The sequence below is a fragment of the Enterobacter sp. 186315 genome (assembly GCF_053290175.1).
This window is the reverse complement of the sequence record NZ_JBPTTK010000001.1, coordinates 361,477-381,118: the sequence shown is the minus strand read 5'-3', so window position 1 is coordinate 381,118 and position 19,642 is coordinate 361,477. Positions and strand designations below refer to the sequence as shown.

General features: G+C 57.8%; 16 protein-coding genes. 6 read left to right on the top strand and 10 right to left on the bottom strand.

What is annotated here, in order from left to right; all coding sequences use genetic code 11:
• Positions 1-43: 43 nt before the first annotated feature.
• A complete protein-coding gene (locus tag ACSVHP_RS01840; RefSeq protein ID WP_447550784.1) occupies positions 44-940 on the top strand; it encodes a DMT family transporter in 897 nt (298 codons plus the stop codon).
• A gap of 70 nt (positions 941-1,010) precedes the next feature.
• Here the strand turns inward: ACSVHP_RS01840 and ACSVHP_RS01835 are convergent, their stop codons facing one another.
• Positions 1,011-1,685 (bottom strand): DUF3313 domain-containing protein, encoded by a 675-nt coding sequence (locus tag ACSVHP_RS01835; protein WP_234675023.1) that lies wholly within the window; start codon positions 1,683-1,685, stop codon positions 1,011-1,013.
• Between the two features lie 133 nt (positions 1,686-1,818).
• On the bottom strand, positions 1,819-3,414 hold the full coding sequence (locus ACSVHP_RS01830) for an ABC transporter substrate-binding protein (RefSeq protein WP_447550783.1): 1,596 nt from the start codon (positions 3,412-3,414) through the stop codon (positions 1,819-1,821).
• Between the two features lie 114 nt (positions 3,415-3,528).
• Here ACSVHP_RS01830 and pepT point away from each other — a divergent pair, with 114 nt between their 5' ends.
• Positions 3,529-4,758: a peptidase T gene (gene pepT, locus ACSVHP_RS01825; protein WP_447550782.1), complete on the top strand. Its 1,230-nt coding sequence runs from the start codon at positions 3,529-3,531 to the stop codon at positions 4,756-4,758.
• Here the strand turns inward: pepT and tehB are convergent.
• Positions 4,755-5,348 (bottom strand): tellurite resistance methyltransferase TehB, encoded by a 594-nt coding sequence (gene tehB, locus ACSVHP_RS01820; RefSeq protein WP_447550781.1) that lies wholly within the window; start codon positions 5,346-5,348, stop codon positions 4,755-4,757. The two genes, pepT and tehB, sit on opposite strands and share 4 nt — an antisense overlap.
• Entirely contained in the window at positions 5,345-6,349 is a 1,005-nt protein-coding gene (gene tehA / locus ACSVHP_RS01815) for a dicarboxylate transporter/tellurite-resistance protein TehA (protein ID WP_447550780.1), read from the bottom strand. The genes tehB and tehA overlap by 4 nt, the downstream gene beginning before the upstream one ends.
• Before the next feature lie 122 nt (positions 6,350-6,471).
• Here tehA and ydcK point away from each other — a divergent pair, with 122 nt between their 5' ends.
• Positions 6,472-7,452 carry a YdcK family protein gene (gene ydcK, locus ACSVHP_RS01810; protein WP_447550779.1) on the top strand — a complete coding sequence of 327 codons (981 nt, stop codon included), beginning with the start codon at positions 6,472-6,474 and terminating at the stop codon, positions 7,450-7,452.
• Here the strand turns inward: ydcK and rimL are convergent.
• The 4 genes from rimL to ACSVHP_RS01790 all read right to left on the bottom strand — a co-directional run bounded on the left by rimL (position 7,447) and on the right by ACSVHP_RS01790 (position 11,877).
• Positions 7,447-7,995, bottom strand: coding sequence for a 50S ribosomal protein L7/L12-serine acetyltransferase (gene rimL, locus ACSVHP_RS01805; protein ID WP_447550778.1), 549 nt, complete (start codon positions 7,993-7,995; stop codon positions 7,447-7,449). The two genes, ydcK and rimL, sit on opposite strands and share 6 nt — an antisense overlap.
• Before the next feature lie 45 nt (positions 7,996-8,040).
• On the bottom strand, positions 8,041-9,696 hold the full coding sequence (locus ACSVHP_RS01800) for a glucan biosynthesis protein (protein ID WP_447550777.1): 1,656 nt from the start codon (positions 9,694-9,696) through the stop codon (positions 8,041-8,043).
• A 227-nt stretch (positions 9,697-9,923) separates the two neighbouring features.
• Positions 9,924-10,697, bottom strand: a complete 774-nt coding sequence (locus ACSVHP_RS01795; RefSeq protein ID WP_447550776.1) for an ABC transporter substrate-binding protein — start codon at positions 10,695-10,697, stop codon at positions 9,924-9,926.
• A 10-nt stretch (positions 10,698-10,707) separates the two neighbouring features.
• Positions 10,708-11,877, bottom strand: a complete 1,170-nt coding sequence (locus ACSVHP_RS01790; RefSeq protein WP_447550775.1) for a methionine aminotransferase — start codon at positions 11,875-11,877, stop codon at positions 10,708-10,710.
• Between the two features lie 114 nt (positions 11,878-11,991).
• On the opposite strand from ACSVHP_RS01790, the gene ACSVHP_RS01785 reads away from it, so the two are divergent.
• A complete protein-coding gene (locus ACSVHP_RS01785) occupies positions 11,992-12,834 on the top strand; it encodes a LysR family transcriptional regulator (RefSeq protein ID WP_447550774.1) in 843 nt (280 codons plus the stop codon).
• Here the strand turns inward: ACSVHP_RS01785 and ACSVHP_RS01780 are convergent.
• Complete coding sequence (locus ACSVHP_RS01780) at positions 12,821-14,329, bottom strand: carboxylesterase/lipase family protein (RefSeq protein WP_447550773.1); 1,509 nt, start codon at positions 14,327-14,329, stop codon at positions 12,821-12,823. The two genes, ACSVHP_RS01785 and ACSVHP_RS01780, sit on opposite strands and share 14 nt — an antisense overlap.
• Positions 14,330-14,371: 42 nt before the next feature.
• Positions 14,372-15,715: a 2-oxoadipate dioxygenase/decarboxylase HglS gene (gene hglS / locus ACSVHP_RS01775; RefSeq protein ID WP_447550772.1), complete on the bottom strand. Its 1,344-nt coding sequence runs from the start codon at positions 15,713-15,715 to the stop codon at positions 14,372-14,374.
• A 272-nt stretch (positions 15,716-15,987) separates the two neighbouring features.
• On the opposite strand from hglS, the gene ACSVHP_RS01770 reads away from it, so the two are divergent.
• Together ACSVHP_RS01770 and ACSVHP_RS01765 are read left to right on the top strand one after the other, a co-directional pair.
• Complete coding sequence (locus ACSVHP_RS01770; RefSeq protein ID WP_447550771.1) at positions 15,988-16,911, top strand: LysR substrate-binding domain-containing protein; 924 nt, start codon at positions 15,988-15,990, stop codon at positions 16,909-16,911.
• Positions 16,912-17,196: 285 nt separating this feature from the next.
• Positions 17,197-19,581, top strand: a complete 2,385-nt coding sequence (locus ACSVHP_RS01765; RefSeq protein ID WP_447550770.1) for a glucose/quinate/shikimate family membrane-bound PQQ-dependent dehydrogenase — start codon at positions 17,197-17,199, stop codon at positions 19,579-19,581.
• The last annotated feature ends 61 nt before the right edge of the window (positions 19,582-19,642 follow it).

Sequence of the window (19,642 nt, the reverse complement as noted above, 5' to 3'; positions counted from 1 at the left end):
GGCGACACAATGCGGGTTTCCGACGCTTGAGAAGAGAGAAAACATGAACGCATTGTTATACGGACTGGTGGTGGTGATTTGGGGAACCACCTGGATTGCGATTTTCCTGCAACAGGGGCCCGTCGCGGCGCCGGTCTCCATTTTCTGGCGCTTCGCCGTGGCCTGCGCCATCATGATGATCGCCCTGATCGCCCTGCGCCGCCTGCGCAAGCTGGCCCTGCGCGACCACCTGTTCTGCATGGTGCAGGGCTGCTGCGTCTTCTGCTTCAACTTCTGGTGCTTTTACACCGCCGCGTCGCACATTAACACCGGGCTGGAGTCGGTGATTTTCAGCATGGCGGTGCTGTATAACGCCATCAACAGCTTTATCTTCTTCGGACAACGCCCGCCTGCCCGCTTCTGGACGGCGGCGGCGCTGGGGTTAATCGGCATCATCACCCTCTTCTGGGACGATTTGCTCGCCAGCGGCTGGAGCGCGTCGCTCTTGACGGGCATTGGCCTGTCCGCGCTCGGCACCTACGGGTTCTCGCTGGGCAATATGATCAGCCTCCGCCACCAGCGTAACGGGCTGGAAACCATGACCACCAACGCCTGGGCGATGCTGTACGGGACGCTGGTGATGGGCTGTATCGCGCTGTTCCGGGGCGATAGCTTTATGCCGGAGTGGACGGTGAGCTATATCGGCGCGCTGCTCTATCTGGCGCTGTTTGGCTCTGTAATTGCGTTTGGCGCTTACTTCACGCTGGTAGGACGCATTGGCGCAGGGAAAGCGGCCTACAGCACCCTGCTGTTCCCGCTGGTGGCGCTGTCTATTTCAACGGTGTACGAAGGGTATGTCTGGCATATCAACGGAATTGTTGGGCTGGTGCTGATTCTGGGGGGGAATATGGTGATGTTTATGAAGCCGGAGACCTGGTTCAGAAGAGTCAGGATGGCGTAATGCGATAAAGAAGCCGGGTGTCAGAGCCGTTTGTAGGCCGGGTAAGCGTAAGCGCCACCCGGCTTTTTACTTACTTCGCGGTCTGATGCACATCAAACATGGTGGCATCGGTCGCCATGTCATCAACAACCTGCTTCAGCGTCGCAAAGCCCATCGGCGTATTTTCATTTGCCAGCTCTTTGCCTTCACCCTTACGCACGACCTTCATGACCGGCTTGTTGGTCGCCGAATCAATCAGCTCGCCTTCAAAGAACAGGTGCGTGTCCATCGTACGATGACCGGTCGCCATCTGCGTACCTGCGACAACCAGCGCAACGGGAACCACTTCATAGAACTGGAGCCCCTCTTTCTGCGAGCTGACACCCGTAATAGCGCCACGGAAGATCAGGCTGTGTTTGCCCGGCGTACTCACCACCGGTTTACGCTGGCCAATAGCCGTTTTCATTTTGGTATTGGTATAGTTCAGAAGCTCATCCAGCGTTTTTTGACCAATCTGTGTGGTTGGTTTTGGCGCTGGATAATAGGTGATTGGCGTCCACAGGATACTGTCGTAATTCGCTTCGTTATAGGAAGGATCTACCCAGCGCAGCGTAGGTTTGCCCGTCGCTGAGGTGGTTTGCTGCAAGCCAGAATAATCTTTTAAAAAGCCTGAGTACTGTTCAGGCGCGGCGACTTTTGAAGAACAACCCGCTAACGCCAACAGACCAGAAAGCACTGCAACTTTAAATAAAGTTTGAGTACGCATGATGGTATTCCATGTTATCTGCAAGTATGCAGTTGAAGTTATAGCAAAAGATCGTCGTCGCGAGTGTGACAAAAAATGGCGTAGAGAGCACAAATTGCGAAAAAGTTGCCCGACTCACGCCGGGCAGAAGAAATTACTCTTTGATATCCACCTGCCAGAACAGATGTTTGCCGAACGGATCAATTTCGTAACCCGTTACCTCTTTGCGCACCGGTTCGAAAATGGTCGAGTGGGCGATCATCACCGCAGGCATTTGATCGTGCATCATCTGCTGCGCCTCTTTGTACAGCGCCACGCGCTTATCGCGATCGGTTATTGATTTCGCCTCAGCGATGATTTTATCGAACGGTTTATAGCACCATTTCGCCGAGTTTGACCCGCCGTTCGCGGAGGTACAGGTAAACAGCGGACCGAAGAAGTTATCCGGATCGCCCGTGGCCGTGGTCCAGCCCATCAGCGCCGCCTGGTGTTCGCCCCCCTTCACCCGCTTGAGATACTCGCCCCACTCGTAGGTGACGATTTTGGTCTGCACGCCGATTTTCGCCCAGTCCGCCTGAATCATCTCCGCCATGCGTTTTGCATTCGGGTTATACGGACGCTGCACCGGCATCGCCCACAGCTCGATAGTCACACCGTTGGCGAATCCCGCCTCTTTGAGCAGCGCTTTGGCCTTCTCCGGCGTGTAGTCGTAATCTTTCAGCTCGCTGTCCGCGCTCCAGACGCCCGGCGGCAGCAGGTTTTTCGCCGCCGTGCCCGTACCGTGGAACACCGCATCGATAATCGCCGGTTTATTGATCGCCATCGCCAGCGCCTGACGCACCTTCACGTTGTCCAGCGGCGGTTTTTGCGTGTTGAAGGCCAGGAATCCGGTGTTCAGCCCCGCTTTGCTCATCAGGTTGATATCTTTATTGGCCTTCATACGCGGCAGATCGGCCGGGTTCGGGAACGGCATTACCTGACATTCGTTTTTCTCGACCTTCGCAAAGCGCACCGACGCGTCCGGGGTAATGGTAAACACCAGACGATCCAGCTTCGATTTGCCCTGCCAGTACTCCGGGAAGGCGGTAAACAGAATGCGGGAATCCTTCTGATACTGCGCCAGCCTGAACGGCCCGGTACCGATGGGCTCCATATCCACCTTCTCCGGCGTACCGGCCTTGAGCATCGCGTCGGCATACTCCGCCGAGAGGATCGAGGCGAAATACCATGCCAGATCGGCCACAAACGGCGCCTCCGGGTGCGCAAGCGTGAAGCGTACCGTATGGTCGTCCACCTTATCGATAGCGGTAATCAGGCTGCCAAACTCCAGGCTTTCGAAGTTGGAATAGCTGCCGTTGGAGACATTGTGGTACGGATGATTGACGTCTTTCTGGCGCATAAACGAGAAAATCACGTCGTCGGCGTTAAAGTCGCGCGTGGGTTTGAAGATCTTGTTGCTCTGGAACTTCACCCCTTTGCGCAGATGGAAGGTATAGACCTTGCCATCCTCGCTCACGTCCCAGCTTTCTGCCAGGCTCGGCACCAGCTCGGTCGTTCCGGGTTTGAAATCCACCAGCCGGTTATAGACCGGCACCGCGCTGGCGTCCACGCTGGTCCCGGAGGTATATAACTGAGGATTGAAGTTCTCCGGCGATCCCTCGGAGCAATACACCAGCGTTTTGGCACTCACGGCAGAACTGACCGTCAGCGCCGCCATCGCCAGCGTGAATGTTGTGAGTTTGCTTTTCATTTTTTTATTCCTGTCTTTTTAATTCGACGGCTAATTAAATATTGTTGCCAACCCATAAATAACATTAAAGTGATATCGCAAACACCTGATAAAACGAATAAAGAAGGAATCACTATGGCTTCAGATCTTTCCAGACAATTAACCCAACGCTTTTTCCGCTACCTCGCCATCACCAGCCAGAGCGATCCTAAAGTGAAAACCCTGCCCTCTACGCCGGGCCAGCACGACATGGCGCGAGAGCTGGCACAGGAGCTGTCGCAGCTGGGTTTAGACGATATCGTGATTGATGAATTTGCGACGGTGACGGCGGTAAAAAAAGGGAATGTGCCGGGCGCGCCGAGGATTGGATTTATTACCCATATTGATACCGTCGACGTGGGTTTATCACCGGATATTCATCCACAAATATTAACGTTTGCCGGAGAAGACCTCTGTCTTAATAAAGAACAGGACGTCTGGTTACGCGTAAAAGAGCACCCGGAAATTTTGGCTTATCCCAATGAAGAGATTATTTTCAGCGACGGAACCAGCGTATTAGGCGCAGATAATAAAGCGGCGGTGACCGTGGTCATGACGGTGCTGGAAAACCTCACCGCAGCGCACCAGCACGGGGACATTGTGGTGGCCTTTGTGCCTGATGAAGAGATCGGCCTGAACGGGGCAAAAGCGCTGGATCTTAAGCGCTTCGACGTCGACTTTGCCTGGACCATCGACTGCTGCGAGCTGGGCGAAATCGTCTACGAGAACTTTAACGCGGCGGCGGCGGAAATCCGCTTTACCGGGGTGACCGCACACCCGATGTCGGCCAAAGGGGTACTGGTGAATCCGCTGCTGATGGCAACCGACTTTATAGGCCATTTCGATCGCCAGCAAACGCCGGAATGCACCGAAGGCCGCGAGGGGTATGTCTGGTTTAACGGCATGCAGGCCGGGCAAAACGAGGCCGTGCTGAAGGTCAATATCCGCGACTTTGACAAAGTTAGCTTTGCCGCCCGTAAGCAGCAGATCGCCGACGTGGCGAAAAAGATAGCCGACCAGCATCCGACGGCCAGCGTTGCGTTCCACATCGAAGATACCTACAGCAATATCAGCAACGCGATTGGGGAAGATCGCCGCGCCATCGATTTGATGTTCACGGCAATGGAATCCTTAGGCATCACGCCGAAACCGACCCCGATGCGCGGCGGTACGGACGGTGCAGCCCTGTCTGCTAAAGGGCTGCTGACCCCGAACTTCTTTACCGGCGCGCACAACTTCCACTCGAAGTTTGAGTTTTTACCGCTGTCGTCGTTCGAGGCCTCTTACAACACCGCCCTGCAACTCTGCCTGCTGGCGGCGCGTTAGGCCGGTTTACGGGCCAGCATGGTGGCGAAACGCAGCTTAATGCGGTTGCCGTTGGCGTCGGTGCGGTGCAGCTCACCGACCTCTTCGTTGTACTTGAGCAGCTCCCAGCCTTCATAGTAGTGGCTCAGTTCGCCCTGTTTGAAGGCAAACGGGAAGCCCACCGTACACGGGTAATCCGGGGTATCCATCGCCGCCACAATCAGGTTGTAGCCGCCCGGCTTCGTGCAGCGCTGCATATTGGCGATAAGTCCAGGGATGGTTTTCGCCTCCAGGAACATCAGCACCACGGTAGAGAGAATAAAATCGTACTCCCCGTCAAAGCTCAGGCTGTTAAGATCTTTTATTGCCGCCTGGAGGTTTTCGATCCCTTCCGCCGCCTTGATGCGCTCGATATTGTCGATGCTCATCGGGTTTTTATCCCACGCGGTCACGTCAAAGCCGTTCGCCGCTAAATAGAGGCTGTTACGGCCATTGCCGCACCCCAGATCCAGCGTTTTGCCCGGCTTAACGATCCCGGCGCTGTACAGCACCTCAGAGTGGGTGCGGGTCAGGCCATATTTATCAGTGAAGTAGTTCTCATCAACGGTCATTGTTTTTCCTCAGGAAGCATAAGCAGCGCCTTATCCGTGCGAACCAGCAGTTTGCCCTGCATCAGCAGGACAGCGGTTCGCACCAGCAGCAGCGCAATGATGATATTGGTAAAAATAAACAGCGGAATGGCGATCGCGTGAAAGAAGCCCGACGGGCTGCTGTGCCCCAGATGCAGGCCGGTGGTCGCCAGCGCGGAAACCCCGAACGAGAAGCTCCAGAACGAGGCGTTAAACGGCTGCGACAGATACCACGGCATCAGGCGCAGCATAAACAGCAGCTGAAGCAGGCCGTAGCCAAAGAGCATTTTGGCGAAGGTGTCCGCCTCGCCGCCGTTGACGCTAAACCAGGCGCTACAGGCCACCAGCGCGGGGGCGAGCTGGATCCCAAGCGAGGTGCGCAGCGCGGACGGCAGCTCCCCGGCGCTGCGCAGGCGCTGCAAAATCACCGGTTCGAGACTCAGCCACGAGAAAACGCCCGCCCCTAAAAACACCAGCCCGGCATCGGTAAACCCCAGCGCGCCGCAGGCCATCGCGCTGATGAAATTATTCGCCACCGTCGGCAGATAGAGCCCCGGCGTGGTCGCCTCCTGCGGGTGTTTACCCCGCCACAGCCCGGCGCTCTGCCAGGCCGCATAGCCAAGCTGCATCACCACGCCTGCGGCAAACAGCACCAGCGATAGCGGGCGACACCAGGGAACAAAACCAATCGACACCAGCAGGGTGGTGGCGGGAAACAGGCTCACAAAACTGCTCATCACCGGATGGCGCATCTCCGCCAGCACGCTGCGCGGGAAGCGGATCGCGCGCGTAATAAAGGCCAGGGTAAGTAAAAACCAGATAGCGACCGCCAGCGCGACCAGAATATCGCCCGGCCAGCGCGTCACCGGCCAGAGCGTGCTGGCGTAGCGCCAGGCAAACCCCATCCCGATAGTCCCCAGCACCATACCGAAGTAGCCAGAGGGCAAGTTGAGGGCCTGTTCGCTTTTGTTAAGTTTGTGCATTTATTTGATATTTTAAAATGTATTTTAAATGCCATTTTAAGAGGTTTCCGCCACGAGCGCCAGCGTTTCGAAAAGCCAAAAGTTTGCTACGTTTAGTGAAGACGCTTATCAGAGAAAACGTGATGAAAAAGTATCGACTCGGGGATGAAACCCGCCTGTGGCACTGGCAAAACGGTGAAGAAAAGCACACTACCGCGCTGCGGCAAATTATCGCCACTGCGGATTTTAGCGATGTCAGCAGCGGAACTAAAGGCGGCTGGGTTGACGACGAAAGCGTCCTTTCCCAGGAAGGCAACTGTTGGATCTACGACGAGAACAGCGTGGCGTTCGCCCTCGCCCGGGTGCAGGGCAACGCGCGGATCACCCAGCCCTGCGTGATAAGCCATCATGCCTCGATCGGCGGCGAATGCTGGATTGACGGGTCGGACATCAGCCACGGCGCACGAATAAGTGACAACGTCACAGTCCAGCATTCCACGGTGCGCGGTGAGTGCCATATTTTCGGCAACGCCCGCGTGCTCCATAATTCTCAGGTGATCGCCGCTAAGGGACTCACGCCGGATCGCGAACAGATTTTGCAGATATACGGTAACGCCACCGTAAGCCAGTCGCGGGTGGTGCACCAGGCGCAAATCTACGGCGACGCGCTGGTGAATTTCGCCTTTATTGAGCACCGCGCCGAGGTCTTCGATCGCGCGATTCTGGAAGGCAACGACCTGAACAACGTCTGGGTGTGCGACTGCGCAAAAGTCTACGGCAGCGCCCGGCTGATTGCCGGAAAAGAGGACGATGCCATCCCCACCCTGCGCTACAGCTCGCAGGTGGCGGAAAATGCGGTTGTCGAGGGCAACTGCGTGATCAAACATCACGTCCTGATTGGCGGCCAGGCGTGGCTGCGCGGCGGGCCGATTATGGTTGATGACCGGGTGGTCATACAGGGGCGCGCGCGCATCAGCGGGGATGTGCTGATCGAGCATCGAATTGAAATTACCGACGATGCGGTTATCGAGGCCTTTGACGGCGAGAATATCCACCTGCGCGGTGAAAAGGTGATTAACGGCAATCAGCGGGTGATCCGCACCCCGCTGCTCGGCGCGCTATAGGCTGAAAATTCTGGCGTAGAGATTTACGTCGTCAAAACGGCCGTTAAGGTACTCCGCCTCGCGCAAGCACCCTTCCAGCGTAAAGCCGTTGCGCACCGCCACCCGGTTGCTGCTGGCGTTGTGCATCCGGCATTTGATCACGAAGCGACGAACGATCCCGGCGTCCACGTAGTAGCGCATAAAGGCCTGGAGCGACCGGGAAATAATCCCCTTGCCCTGCTGTTCTTCGTCCAGCCAGTAGCCGATGTAGCCCGTTTTATTCGCGGGTTCGATGGCGTTAAAGGACAGCACGCCGACCAGGCTTTCATCCTGAAATATCAGAAACATTTTCGAGTAACCGCGCTGGTGCAGCATCTGGTTGCTCTGAATATTGCGCCGGGTGTCGTCCTCTGTACCAACGTGCTGGATCCAGTCGAACGCGGTTTGCAGCCAGGCTTTGTTTTTAATGACCAGATTATGCAGGTCGGCGGTATAGCGCTCATCCACGGCGCGTAGTTCGATAGCGTCAGATACCGGGATTATTTCGGATTTTGCTGCGGTCATTGCCTTTCACCCTAACCCTCTCCCTAAGGGAGAGGGTCTCGATCGTTAGCGCATTATGCGGTCGTCAACGTAGTTACGTTTATCCGGCGCTGGCGGGAAATACTGATACAGCCAGGTTTCGCTGATGGCATCCCCCTGACAGCGCAGGAACATACGCATGTCCACCGGCTCCGTGGAGTCCGAGGTCGGATACCAGTCAAACTGGATGCGGTAACCGTCAAACGGCTCGACGTAGAGGATCTCAACCTGCTTCGCCTCCCCGCTGGACAGGGTGATCACCGGCTCAATGCCCTTCGGTGCCGCCGCTTTCAGATCGCCGCCCACAAAATCAATGGCAAAACGACGCGCCCAGACTTTCGGATAGTTTTCTCCCGGCGCCCAGCCTTCCGGGAAGCCGCCCATGCCGGTGCGGGTCGCGTAGACGTTGGCCAGCGGTGAACGCACCGGCGGCTGCGCGCTCCAGTAGAGGCGGTATTTGAACTCCAGCTCGTCGCCCGCTTCAACCGGCTTTTCGGGCTGCCAGAAGCAGACCACGTTATCCAGGGTTTCACCCGTGGTCGGGATCTCCATCAGGCTGACTGCCCCTTTGCCCCAGTTATTGCGCGGCTCGACCCACAGGCTCGGGCGTTTGTTGTACCAGCCCATAATGTCCTGATAGTGCGAGAAGTCGCGGTCAAGCTGCAACAGCCCAAAGCCTTTCGGGTTTTTGTCCTGATACGCGTTGAACTGCAACTTCTGCGGGTTGTTCAGCGGACGGCAGATCCACTCCCCGTTGCCGCGCCACATGGCCAGACGGTCGGAGTCGTGGATCTGCGGGTGGATGGTGTCGCACATGCGGCGTTCGTTGTTGCCGCAGCTGAACATACTGGTCATCGGCGAAATGCCCAGCTGTTTGATGTTCTTACGCGCGTAAAGATGGTTTTCCACCTCCATGATCACCTGGCTCTTCTCGCAGTGGATCACAAACTTGTAGGCGCCCGTAATGCTCGGGCTGTCCAGCAGCGTGTAGACAGTAAAGGTGGTATCGCCCGGCCTGACGGTCTCAAACCAGAACGCGGTGAAGTCCGGGAACTCTTCCGGCGTGTCGGTGAAGGTATCTACCGCCAGACCGCGAGCGGACAGGCCGTACTGATAGGTGTCGTCCACCGCGCGGAAATAGCTCGCGCCGAGGAAAGAGACAATATCGCGACGCGCCAGCTCTGGGGCTTTGAAAACGCGGAAGCCCGCAAACCCAAGATCGCTTTGCCCTTCCAGCTGTTTAGTATCGACGTTAGTTTCGCCATAGCTGAACAGCTCCGGGCGGAAGTGAATTTCACGCGCCTGGGAGGTGGCCGAATCCAGCGAGAACATGCGCACGCGGCGGCGGAACCCCATCCCCATATGGAAGAACTGCACGTCCAGCTGACGGTCTTCAACGTTGTTCCACAGGGACTGTTTTTCATCGTAGCGAATGGCGTTGTAGGCCTGCGGCGTCATGGTCGCCAGCGTGTCCGGCAGAGGACGCGGCGCGCCGCCCCACGGGGTTTTCGCCAGGTCATGGGCCATCGATTGCAGTACGCTGAAGTCAAAACGACGGCTCTGACCGTCAGCGATATCGGAATCAGCAGCGAATGCTGCCTGGGAAAACAGGGAAGCAAGGCCAGAAGTGCCGCTCAGGGCTGCCATTGCCAGCGAGCCTTTTAGAAAACGTCTGCGATTCATGCCTGGAAAAACGTCCTTATGGTCGTGTGAATGAGTTTCGCGCGCAGCGAAATGACGGCAAGAAAGAACGCACAGCCTAAACAAAAACGGTTAAGAATCCAATTGTTGGCGGGTGATAATCTGAACAAACCGAGAAATATTTTCTGTCGACCGGAACGGACTGAAAATGGTGTAAAGATAGGTATAAAAGAGCCCCAGCACATCAATCACCGGGGCTAACAAGGCGGTTATTTTACGCTGACATCGATACCCGGGAAGTACTTATCAGCGAGTTTAGCGATCGTGCCGTCGGCACGTACTTTATCAATAGCGGCATCAAGCTGCTTTTTGGTGGCCTCATCCCCTTTGCGCAGCCCAAAACCGATACCGCTGCCGAGGATCGTGTCGTCAGACACCGGTTTGCCAATAAAGCCAAACCCTTTCCCCTGCGGCTTGCTGAGGAACCCTGCCTGCCCGGCCGCGGACATCACCAGCGAGGCGTCGATACGGCCATTCAGCAGGTCACCCCACGCCATATTCTGATCTTTATACGACACCACGGTGACACCGTGCTTTTCCCAGTGCTCTTTGGCGTAGGTTTCCTGAATAGAGCCCTGCAACACGCCGATGGTTTTCCCCTTCAGTCCTTCAGGCGTGGCCTCGACCGCACTGCCCGCTTTTCCCACCAGCTGCGACGGAATGCGGTAGATCGGCTGGGTAAAGTCGATGCTCTTGCTGCGCTGTTCAGTGATGTTCATCGCCGAGTTGATCGCATCAAACTTCTTCGCCACCAGCCCCGGGATGAGTGCATCAAACGAGGTTTCAACCCAGCTGCATTTCAGCTCGGCGGCTTTGCAAATCGCATTGCCCAGCTCAATGTCGAACCCTTCCAGCTCGCCCGAGGCATTGCGGCTTTCAAACGGTGGATATTCGGCTTCAACGCCGTAACGCAGTTCCGTGGCCGCAAAAGAGGAAAACGTAGACAGCAATCCCAGGCCGACAATTAACGCGCGTAATTTCATGTTTTGCTCCTTAGCGTGGCTTAACCTGGCAGAGGGCCTGAGCACCTGCCCGTAACGTCGCTTCATCTTTCGCAAAAGAGAGGCGAATCAATTTATTATCCGTGCCGTCGGCGTAAAAGGCCGACAGCGGAATGGTGGCAACGCCGCACTCGGTAATCAACCGTTTCACCATCTCACTGTCGCTTTCGTCACTGAAATGGCTGTAATCGGCGAGCAGGAAGAACGAACCGGCGCTCGGCAACAGGCGGAACGGCGACTCTGCCAGCAGCGTTTGCAGCAGGTCGCGCTTGCGCTGATAAAATGCCGCCAGCGAAAGCCAGGTTTGCGGATCGGTCATGTGCTCTGCAAACGCGTGCTGCATAGGGGTATCGGCAGAAAACATTAAAAACTGATGCACTTTGCAGATCTCATCCATCAGCATTGCCGGAGCAACACAGTAGCCTACGCGCCAGCCGGTGACGTGATAGGTTTTTCCGAAGGATGAAATAATGACGCTACGCTCCGCCAGCTGCGGATGCGTCGCCATTCCGTGATGCGGCTGACCGTCAAAAACGACGTGTTCGTACACTTCGTCAGACAAAATAATGATATCGGTATTGCGGGTCAGCGCCGCGAGCTGCTGTAAATCGTCTGCGGAGAAGACCTGCCCACTGGGGTTATGCGGCGTATTGACGATGATCATCCTCGTTTTCGGCGTGATGGCGGCGCGCACTTCTTCCCAGTTCACCGCAAAATCCGGCACCGTCAGCTTGATGGCGATCGGCGTGGCGCCCTGCAAGCGCACGATGGGCGCGTAGCTATCAAACGAGGGTTCAAAGTAGATCACTTCATCACCCGGATGCACCAGCCCGCTGATGGCGGTGTACAGCCCTTCGCTGGCGCTGGCGGTCACCAGCACTTCGCTACCGGGATCGTAATGGGTGCCGTAAAGGGTCGCGATTTTCTCGGCAATGCGCTCTTTCAGGGTCTGCAACCCGGTCATTGAGGCATACTGGTTATGCCCGGCCTCCATTGCGCGGGTCACGCCCGCCACAAGCGCGGGATCGCAGGAAAAGTTCGGCGCGCCCTGAGAAAGGTTGATGGCGTTATGCTGGGCTGAAAGCTGGCCAATAACGGTAAAAATGGTCGTACCCACGTCAGGCAGTTTTGAACGGGTGTGAACCGGAGTTCTCAAGGTCATCGTTTTTCCCTTCTCATGAAGAATGCATAACTATTCAAACAATAAGTCGATTGTGGCGACAAACGAATTGTTGTCATAATAGCCATGAGAAAAACGCATACCTGAGGTGTTTCGATGTCGCGCCGTTCCTTTCCGCTCAATGCCGTTGACGCTTTTTTGATAACCGCCCGTCACCTGAATCTGACCCATGCGGCGAAAGAGCTGTGTCTTACTCAGGGCGCGGTGAGCCGCAAGATCGCCGCGCTGGAAAACTGGTTCGGCTTCCCGCTTTTTGAGCGACACGCGCGCGGGCTGCGGCTTTCGCCTCAGGGCAGCGCCCTGCTTCCCGAGCTGCAATCCGCCTTTGAACATCTGCTGACGGTGGCCGAACAGGGCCGCGCCCAGCAAACGGTGGTGCGTCTGAAAGCGCCCACCTGCGCGATGCGCTGGCTGATCCCGCGCCTGCTGGAGATTGAGCGACAGCTGCCCGATCTGCAAATCGCGCTGACCACCACCACCGATCACAACGTCAATTTCAAAACCGAATCCTACGACGCGGCCATCGTCTTTGGCACCCATATGAGCGCCGGTGATCTGCTGTTCGAAGAGGCGCTAACCCCCGTAGTGAGCCCGCTACGTGCGGGCTGTGTGCCGGAGTCGTTGACCTTCCTGCACCCGACGCGCGACAAAACCGACTGGTCCCTGTGGCTGACCCAAAAACCGCTGTCGCCCGAAGCCATGCTCAAAAATCAACACTTCGATACGATGGATCTGGCGATCACCGCCGCCATTCAGGGGCTGGGGATCGCCATCGCGGACGAAACGCTGGTAGAAGAAGATATTCGTACCGGAAGGCTGATGCGCCCTTATGACGCCAGCATTAAGACCGGGGCCAGCTACCGCCTGGTGATGCGCGAATCGCACCCTCAGGACAGCGGGCTGGCGGCGTTTCGCGCCTGTCTGCTCAGTCGAGACTGACGTGGTGCTTCATCACCCGTTTAAACAGGCTCATCCGGGCGCGCATAAAGCGGTTTTCGAGCCGGAAACCTGCATGTTTATTCACTCCCAGACGTAACAACACGTCCCGCCCCTTGCGGCAGGCGGGCCACTTTGTCGGCCCCTTAAGCACGTCGCGGTCGCTGCTGGCGTGACGCGCGAAATTTACCCAGTAATCCGCCACCTGCGCGGCAAAGGCCAGGTCGCGTTCGTTGACGTACTGGCGTGAAGGCTCCACCTGCCCCAGCGTATCAAACACGTAAGGCACCTCGTTGCCGTGCCACGCTCCGTTAACATAGGTGGCATGTTCCGCCTCGGCAACGTAGTCGAACCAGTAGCGCCAGCACGGCGCACCCGCTCTCTGCTGCGCCTGCATTACCACAAACCCCATGGTGGTGAACGCCATATCGCGGCACACCTGTCTGCCCAGCTCCTCGTCCCCTTTCACGCCGGGATAGAGCAGCTTGATCAGCCCCAGGCCGAAGCGGCGTTCGCGGCGCAGCTTCTGAATTTGCCCGGCCAGATCGATACCAAACACCGCCATCACGCTCGCCTCATCGCTGTTCGAGCCAATCATGATCGGCACGGGATGCTGGCGGGCGGCAAAGAAGACGTCGAGCATGGCCTCGGGCAGCACGCAGTCGCCCACAATCGGCGCGGGGGCAATATTCAGCGGCGCCTCCAGCGGCCAGAAGGACTCCGGCGGGATGGCGCGAAGCTGTTCAGCGGTGGCGTGCTTAAGCCCAAAGTGGCTCGCCAGCGCCTCGCCCTTTTTTAGCGCCTGTTCGCGCGGGGTATCCGGCAAGGTATAGCCGCTCTGGACGATGGCCTTATGGAATAGCCCGCCCGCCAGAGGCGAAGCCAGCAGTGAGAGAACGCTGCGCGCCCCGGCGGATTCGCCAAACAGGGTGATGTTATCCGGATCGCCGCCGAATGCCGCGATGTTCTCCTGAACCCAGCGCAGCGCGGCAATCTGATCCAGCAGCGCAAAGTTATGCACCACCCGATCCTCTTCCCCTTCAAGGGCCGGATGGGCGAAAAAGCCGAGATGGCCCAGGCGGTAGTTGAGGGTAACCACCACCACATCCCGCCGGGCCAGCGGCGCGCCGTTGTAGGGCGGCAGCCCGCCTGCGCCGATAGTGAATCCTCCGCCGTGCAGCCAGACCATTACCGGCAGCGGAGCCGTGCGCGTACTAGGGGACCAGACGTTGAGATAGAGACAATCTTCGGAGAACTGGCCGGGATCGCCGCCGCCCAGCTCCTGACAATATTCGCTGCTTTGCCAGCTTGAGGCGGAACAGGCGGTCGCCGGGCGCAGCCCTTCCCAGGGTTCCGGCGGGCGCGGAGAGCGCCAGCGCCACTGCCCGACGGGCGGCGCGGCATAGGGAATGCCGCACCAGGCGTCGACGTTATCTTGCGTAAAACCGATCAGTTTGCCCTGGCGCGTTTCTACCACAGGGGCGGTGGGATTTTGCATTACAGCCTTCCTTTTCCATCACACCCCCGCAGAGTACCGCTTTCAGAGCAAACCGCAACGCTGTTTGCTGCGCATTTCCGCCTCCTCGTACAGCGCGAACTCGTCATACACCGTGCAGCCGAGCGCGGCTTCAAAGGCGTCGCGGCTGGCGTTGCCGTGGGTGCGCGCCTGCGTTTCGTTACCGAGATTGGACTGGAAAATTCCCGCCGCGCTCACGGGTAGAAAGTCTTCGTAGGTGATCGGCTGCGCCACCACCCAGCCGCGTTCTATCAGCGGCTGCGGATCGTCGCCCGGGCGAAATGCCTGACGATGTGCTTCACCCGCCGGCGTCAGACGGTAACGGAAATAGCCCAGCCCCTGGCGGCGCAGGAACATGTCGCTATCCGGGAAGGCGCTGAACACCCCGGACAGGTGCAGCTGATGGGTCAGGTTGTCTTTGCCCGTCCCCGCCTCGCCGAGCAGCCTGTCGTACAGCTCGCGTCCTTTCGGCGTCAGCGCCACGCCGCGCTGTTCGATCTCGCCAAAACGGGCGGTATGGGTGCCGAGATTTTCCCCGGCAAAGAGCACCGGCTCCTCCAGCGCCTTAAAGCTGGTCTGGCGCAGCAGGATCGGCACCTCGCGGCGCGGCGGCCCTTCGATCAGAATTTTCGGTTCAATGCCGTATTTCGGCATCAGCGCCTGCGCCCGGTCGATATCCAGCGTGCGCGGGGTCAGGTGGTTAATGTGACAGCCCGGGAAGCAGACCACGTCGGCAATCAGGCGGTGCTCGTCTGCCAGCGCCAGATAGGTTTCCCGATCGACCGTGGCATGGCGATGCCAGCGGAAGGTTTCGAGCGCTTCCTGAACAAACTCGCGCGCCTGAGCGTCAGTAAACTGCCCCTCGTGCTCGTAGAGGTCGATAAGTTCCAGGCAGCGCGGGGTAAAAATAGAACGACGCGCGAGGATCGCCGCCGCCTTCTCGCGCAGGGCCGCGTTTTCAATCAGCTCCAGGCGCAGCAGCGAGGTAAAAATACGAAACGGATTTCGGCACAGCGCCGCATCGTCAATCGGGCGAAAGGCCGTGGAGTGAACGGGCACGCCCGCCTGGGAGAGATCGTAATAGCTGACCGGGAACATCCCCATGATGGCGAACATGCGGCGCAGGGTCGACAGCTCCAGCGCTGTGCCCACGCGGATCGCGCCGTGACGCTCAACGTTCAGCCGCGCCAGTTCGTCGGCGTTCGCCAGCTGTTCATGTAACGCCGGGTTATTTTCCAGAACGGCCAGGTTAACGTCTGCGACCAGCTCCAGTAAGGTGCCGTACTGCGGAACTTCCTGCTGGTACATCGCCGACATAGCCTGCGAAAAGTGTTCCCTAATATCATTAGCCGTGATGGTGTTCGCCATGATGTCATGCCTCCAGTGAATATTACCTGGAGTGTAGAGAAGCTCTTTTCCCCCGGCAGGAAGAATTTTCGAATTGTGATCTGACAGGGCGAGTGGTTAAAGGCTGTGCTTTAAGAAAGGAATGCTTTAACAAGGATGCAGTGACGCAGACCGCATTTCGAAAAAATTCTTGTAACTCAAACAGATCAAATGTTAAAAATATTTTGCTATCAGGTTATCAAAATTAAACAACTTAACTTGTCACCCACACCGCTCTGTTTTTAACATCGCCTATGGAAAAAAATGGTCTGTTCAGTCAGCGCATACGCTTGCGCCATTTACATACATTTGTGGCCGTCGCTCAACAGGGAACGCTGGGGCGAGCGGCTGAAACCCTTAATCTGAGCCAGCCCGCGCTGTCTAAAACGCTAAACGAGCTGGAACAACTTACCGGAACCCGCCTGTTCGACCGAGGACGCCTGGGCGCACAGCTGACGCTGGTGGGCGAACAGTTCCTTACCCACGCCGTGAAGGTGCTGGATGCCCTGAACACCGCAGGCCAGGCGCTTAACCGCAAAGAAGAACACGCCACCGAGATCGTACGCGTCGGCGCCCTGCCCACCGCGGCGCTCGGCATTCTCCCTGCGGTTATCGGCCAGTTTCACCGCCACCAAAAGCACACCACCATTCAGGTGGCGACCATGAATAACACCATGCTGCTGGCGGGGCTGAAATCCGGCGAGCTTGATTTGGGAATTGGCAGAATGTCCGATCCCGAGCTGATGACCGGGCTTAACTATGAACTTCTGTTCCTGGAATCGCTCAAACTGGTGGTTCGCCCCGGACATCCGCTGTTGCAGGATACCGTCACCTTAAGCCGGGTGATGGAGTGGCCGGTGGTCGTGTCACCAAAAGGTACGGTGCCGCGCCAGAATGCCGAAGCCCTGCTGCAACTCCAGGGCTGTACGCTACCCTCCGGGTGCATTGAAACGCTGTCGGCCTCCCTTTCCCGCCAGCTGACGGTGGATTTTGACTACGTCTGGTTTGTCCCGTCGGGCGCGGTAAAAGATGATTTGCGCCACGGGAATCTCACCTCACTTCCGGTGACCTCGCCGGGCGCCGGGGAACCGATCGGCATTCTGACCCGCGTCGATACGCCGCTTTCGACCGGCGCGCAGACCCTGCTAAGCGCTATCCGCAAATCAATGCCAGGCTGATCTCAGCGCATCCTTTCTTCCGACAACCCGCCCGCTGGCGGGTTTTCTATCGCCCTTAATCAAATAATGCGAAATCATTCATTAACAATTGCGCAAAACAATTTAACAGATTTATCATAGCGACGAATTCACCAAATGGTTCATTACATCATTCCTCAGGTGGATTCCAACGCTATTAAATCGATTTTTACCCTGTATATCATCATTATCCTCGTCTTTACTGACCCATTTGGTACAGATGCCGCACAGCACAGACCTGAAAGACGAGGAATTAAGGAGACAGAAATGGCTTTTGGCAGCGCGCCGCGCGGAATACCTCGTATTTTGCAGTGGCTCCTGGCCGGACTGATGGCAATCATCGGGCTGGCCGTTGGCGGGTTGGGCTTTAAGCTCGCCACCGTCGGTGGAACCTGGTACTTCCTGATCATGGGCGTGGCGATGGTGGTGGCCGCCATCCTCATTTTCACCAACCGTACCAGCGGGATTGTGCTCTACGCTATCGCGTTTATCGCCTCTCTCTTCTGGGCGGTCAGCGATGCGGGCTGGGACTTCTGGCCGCTCTTCTCACGCCTGTTCACCTTCGCGGTGCTGGCCTTCCTGTGTGCCCTAGTATGGCCCTTCCTGCGCGCGGCAAACGCCGGAGCCCCCGTTAATAAGGCCCCTGCCTTTGGCATCGCGGCCGTGCTGGCGGTATTGATGCTGGTAAGCTTCGGCTGGATGTTTAAGCCGCAAACGCTGGTCGCGGCCAATGAGCCGGTTCCGGTTAAACCCGTCGCACCGGGCGAGCAGCAGAAAAACTGGGAACACTGGGGTAATACCACGCACGGCGACCGCTTCGCCGCGCTCGATCAGATTAACAAGCAGAACGTCGGCGATCTGAAGGTGGCCTGGGTGGCACATACGGGTGATATCCCGCAGAGCAACGGCTCCGGCGCGGAAGATCAGAACACCCCGTTACAGATTGGCGACACGCTGTATGTCTGTACGCCGTACAGCAAAGTGCTGGCGCTGGACGTGGATTCCGGGAAAGAGAAATGGCGCTACGATTCCAAAGCGACCGCGCCAAACTGGCAGCGCTGCCGGGGTCTGGGCTATTTTGAAGACCACGCGAACGTGACAACGTCACAGCAAAAAACCCAGCCTGCGGCCTGCTCCCGCCGTCTGTTCCTGCCAACCACCGACGCGCGTCTGATTGCCATCAACGCGGATAACGGCAAGGTCTGCGAAGACTTTGGCGATCGCGGGACTGTCGATCTGAGCGTAGGCATGGGCGAAATCAAGCCGGGCTATTACCAGCAGACCTCTACGCCGCTGGTGGCGGGAAATGTGGTGGTCGTCGGTGGACGCGTGGCGGACAACTTCTCCACGGGCGAACCGCCGGGCGTGGTACGCGCGTATGACGTTCACACCGGGAAACTGGCCTGGGCGTGGGATCCGGGTAATCCGAACCTGACCGGCCTGCCGCCGGAAGGCCAGACCTACACGCGCGGCACGCCGAACGTCTGGTCGGCGATGTCCTACGACGCTAAGCTGAACCTGATTTATCTGCCAACCGGTAACGCCACGCCAGATTTCTTCGCGGGCGAGCGCACCGCGCTGGACGACAAATACAGCTCGTCTATCGTCGCGGTCGATGCCGCCACCGGTCAGGTGCGCTGGCACTTCCAGACCACCCACCACGATCTGTGGGACTTTGACCTGCCATCCCAGCCGCTGCTCTACGATCTGCCGGACGGTAAAGGCGGTTCGACGCCTGTTCTGGTCCAGACCAGCAAGCAGGGGATGATCTTCATGCTGAACCGCGAAACGGGTAAACCGGTCGCGAAGGTTGAAGAACGCCCGGTTCCGGCCGGAAACGTGCAGGGCGAGCGCTACTCGCCAACCCAGCCGTACTCCGTGGGAATGCCGATGATTGGCAACCAGACCCTGACGGAATCCGACATGTGGGGCGCAACTCCGGTCGATATGCTGCTGTGCCGCATCCAGTTTAAAGAGATGCGCCATCAGGGCGTCTTCACCCCGCCGGGTCTGGATCGTTCCCTGCAATTCCCTGGCTCCCTCGGCGGCATGAACTGGGGCAGCGTGTCGGTTGACCCGAACAACAGCCTGATGTTCGTCAACGATATGCGTCTGGGGCTGGCAAACTACATGGTTCCGCGCGCAAACGTGGCGAAAAACGCCAGCGGCATCGAGATGGGTATCGTCCCAATGGACGGCACGCCTTACGGCGCGATGCGCGAGCGTTTCCTCTCTCCGCTGGGCATTCCGTGCCAGAAACCGCCGTTTGGCACCATGTCCGCCGTGGATCTGAAAACCGGCAAGCTGGTGTGGCAGGTTCCGGTCGGCACCGTGGAAGATACCGGCCCGCTCGGTATTCGTATGCATATGCCGATCCCAATCGGAATGCCAACGCTGGGCGCTTCGCTCTCTACCCAGTCTGGCCTGCTGTTCTTTGCGGGCACTCAGGACTTCTACCTGCGCGCGTTTGATACCGCCACAGGGAAAGAGATCTGGAAAGACCGTCTGCCGGTGGGCAGCCAGTCCGGCCCGATGACCTACGTGTCGCCGAAGACCGGCAAGCAGTACATCATCATTAACGCGGGTGGCGCACGCCAGTCGCCGGATCGCGGTGATTACGTGATTGCCTATGCGTTGCCGGATAAGAAGTAACCATTGAAAAAGGGACCCGAAAGGGTCCTTTTTTTTGCCCGGTGGCGCTTCGCTTACGCGG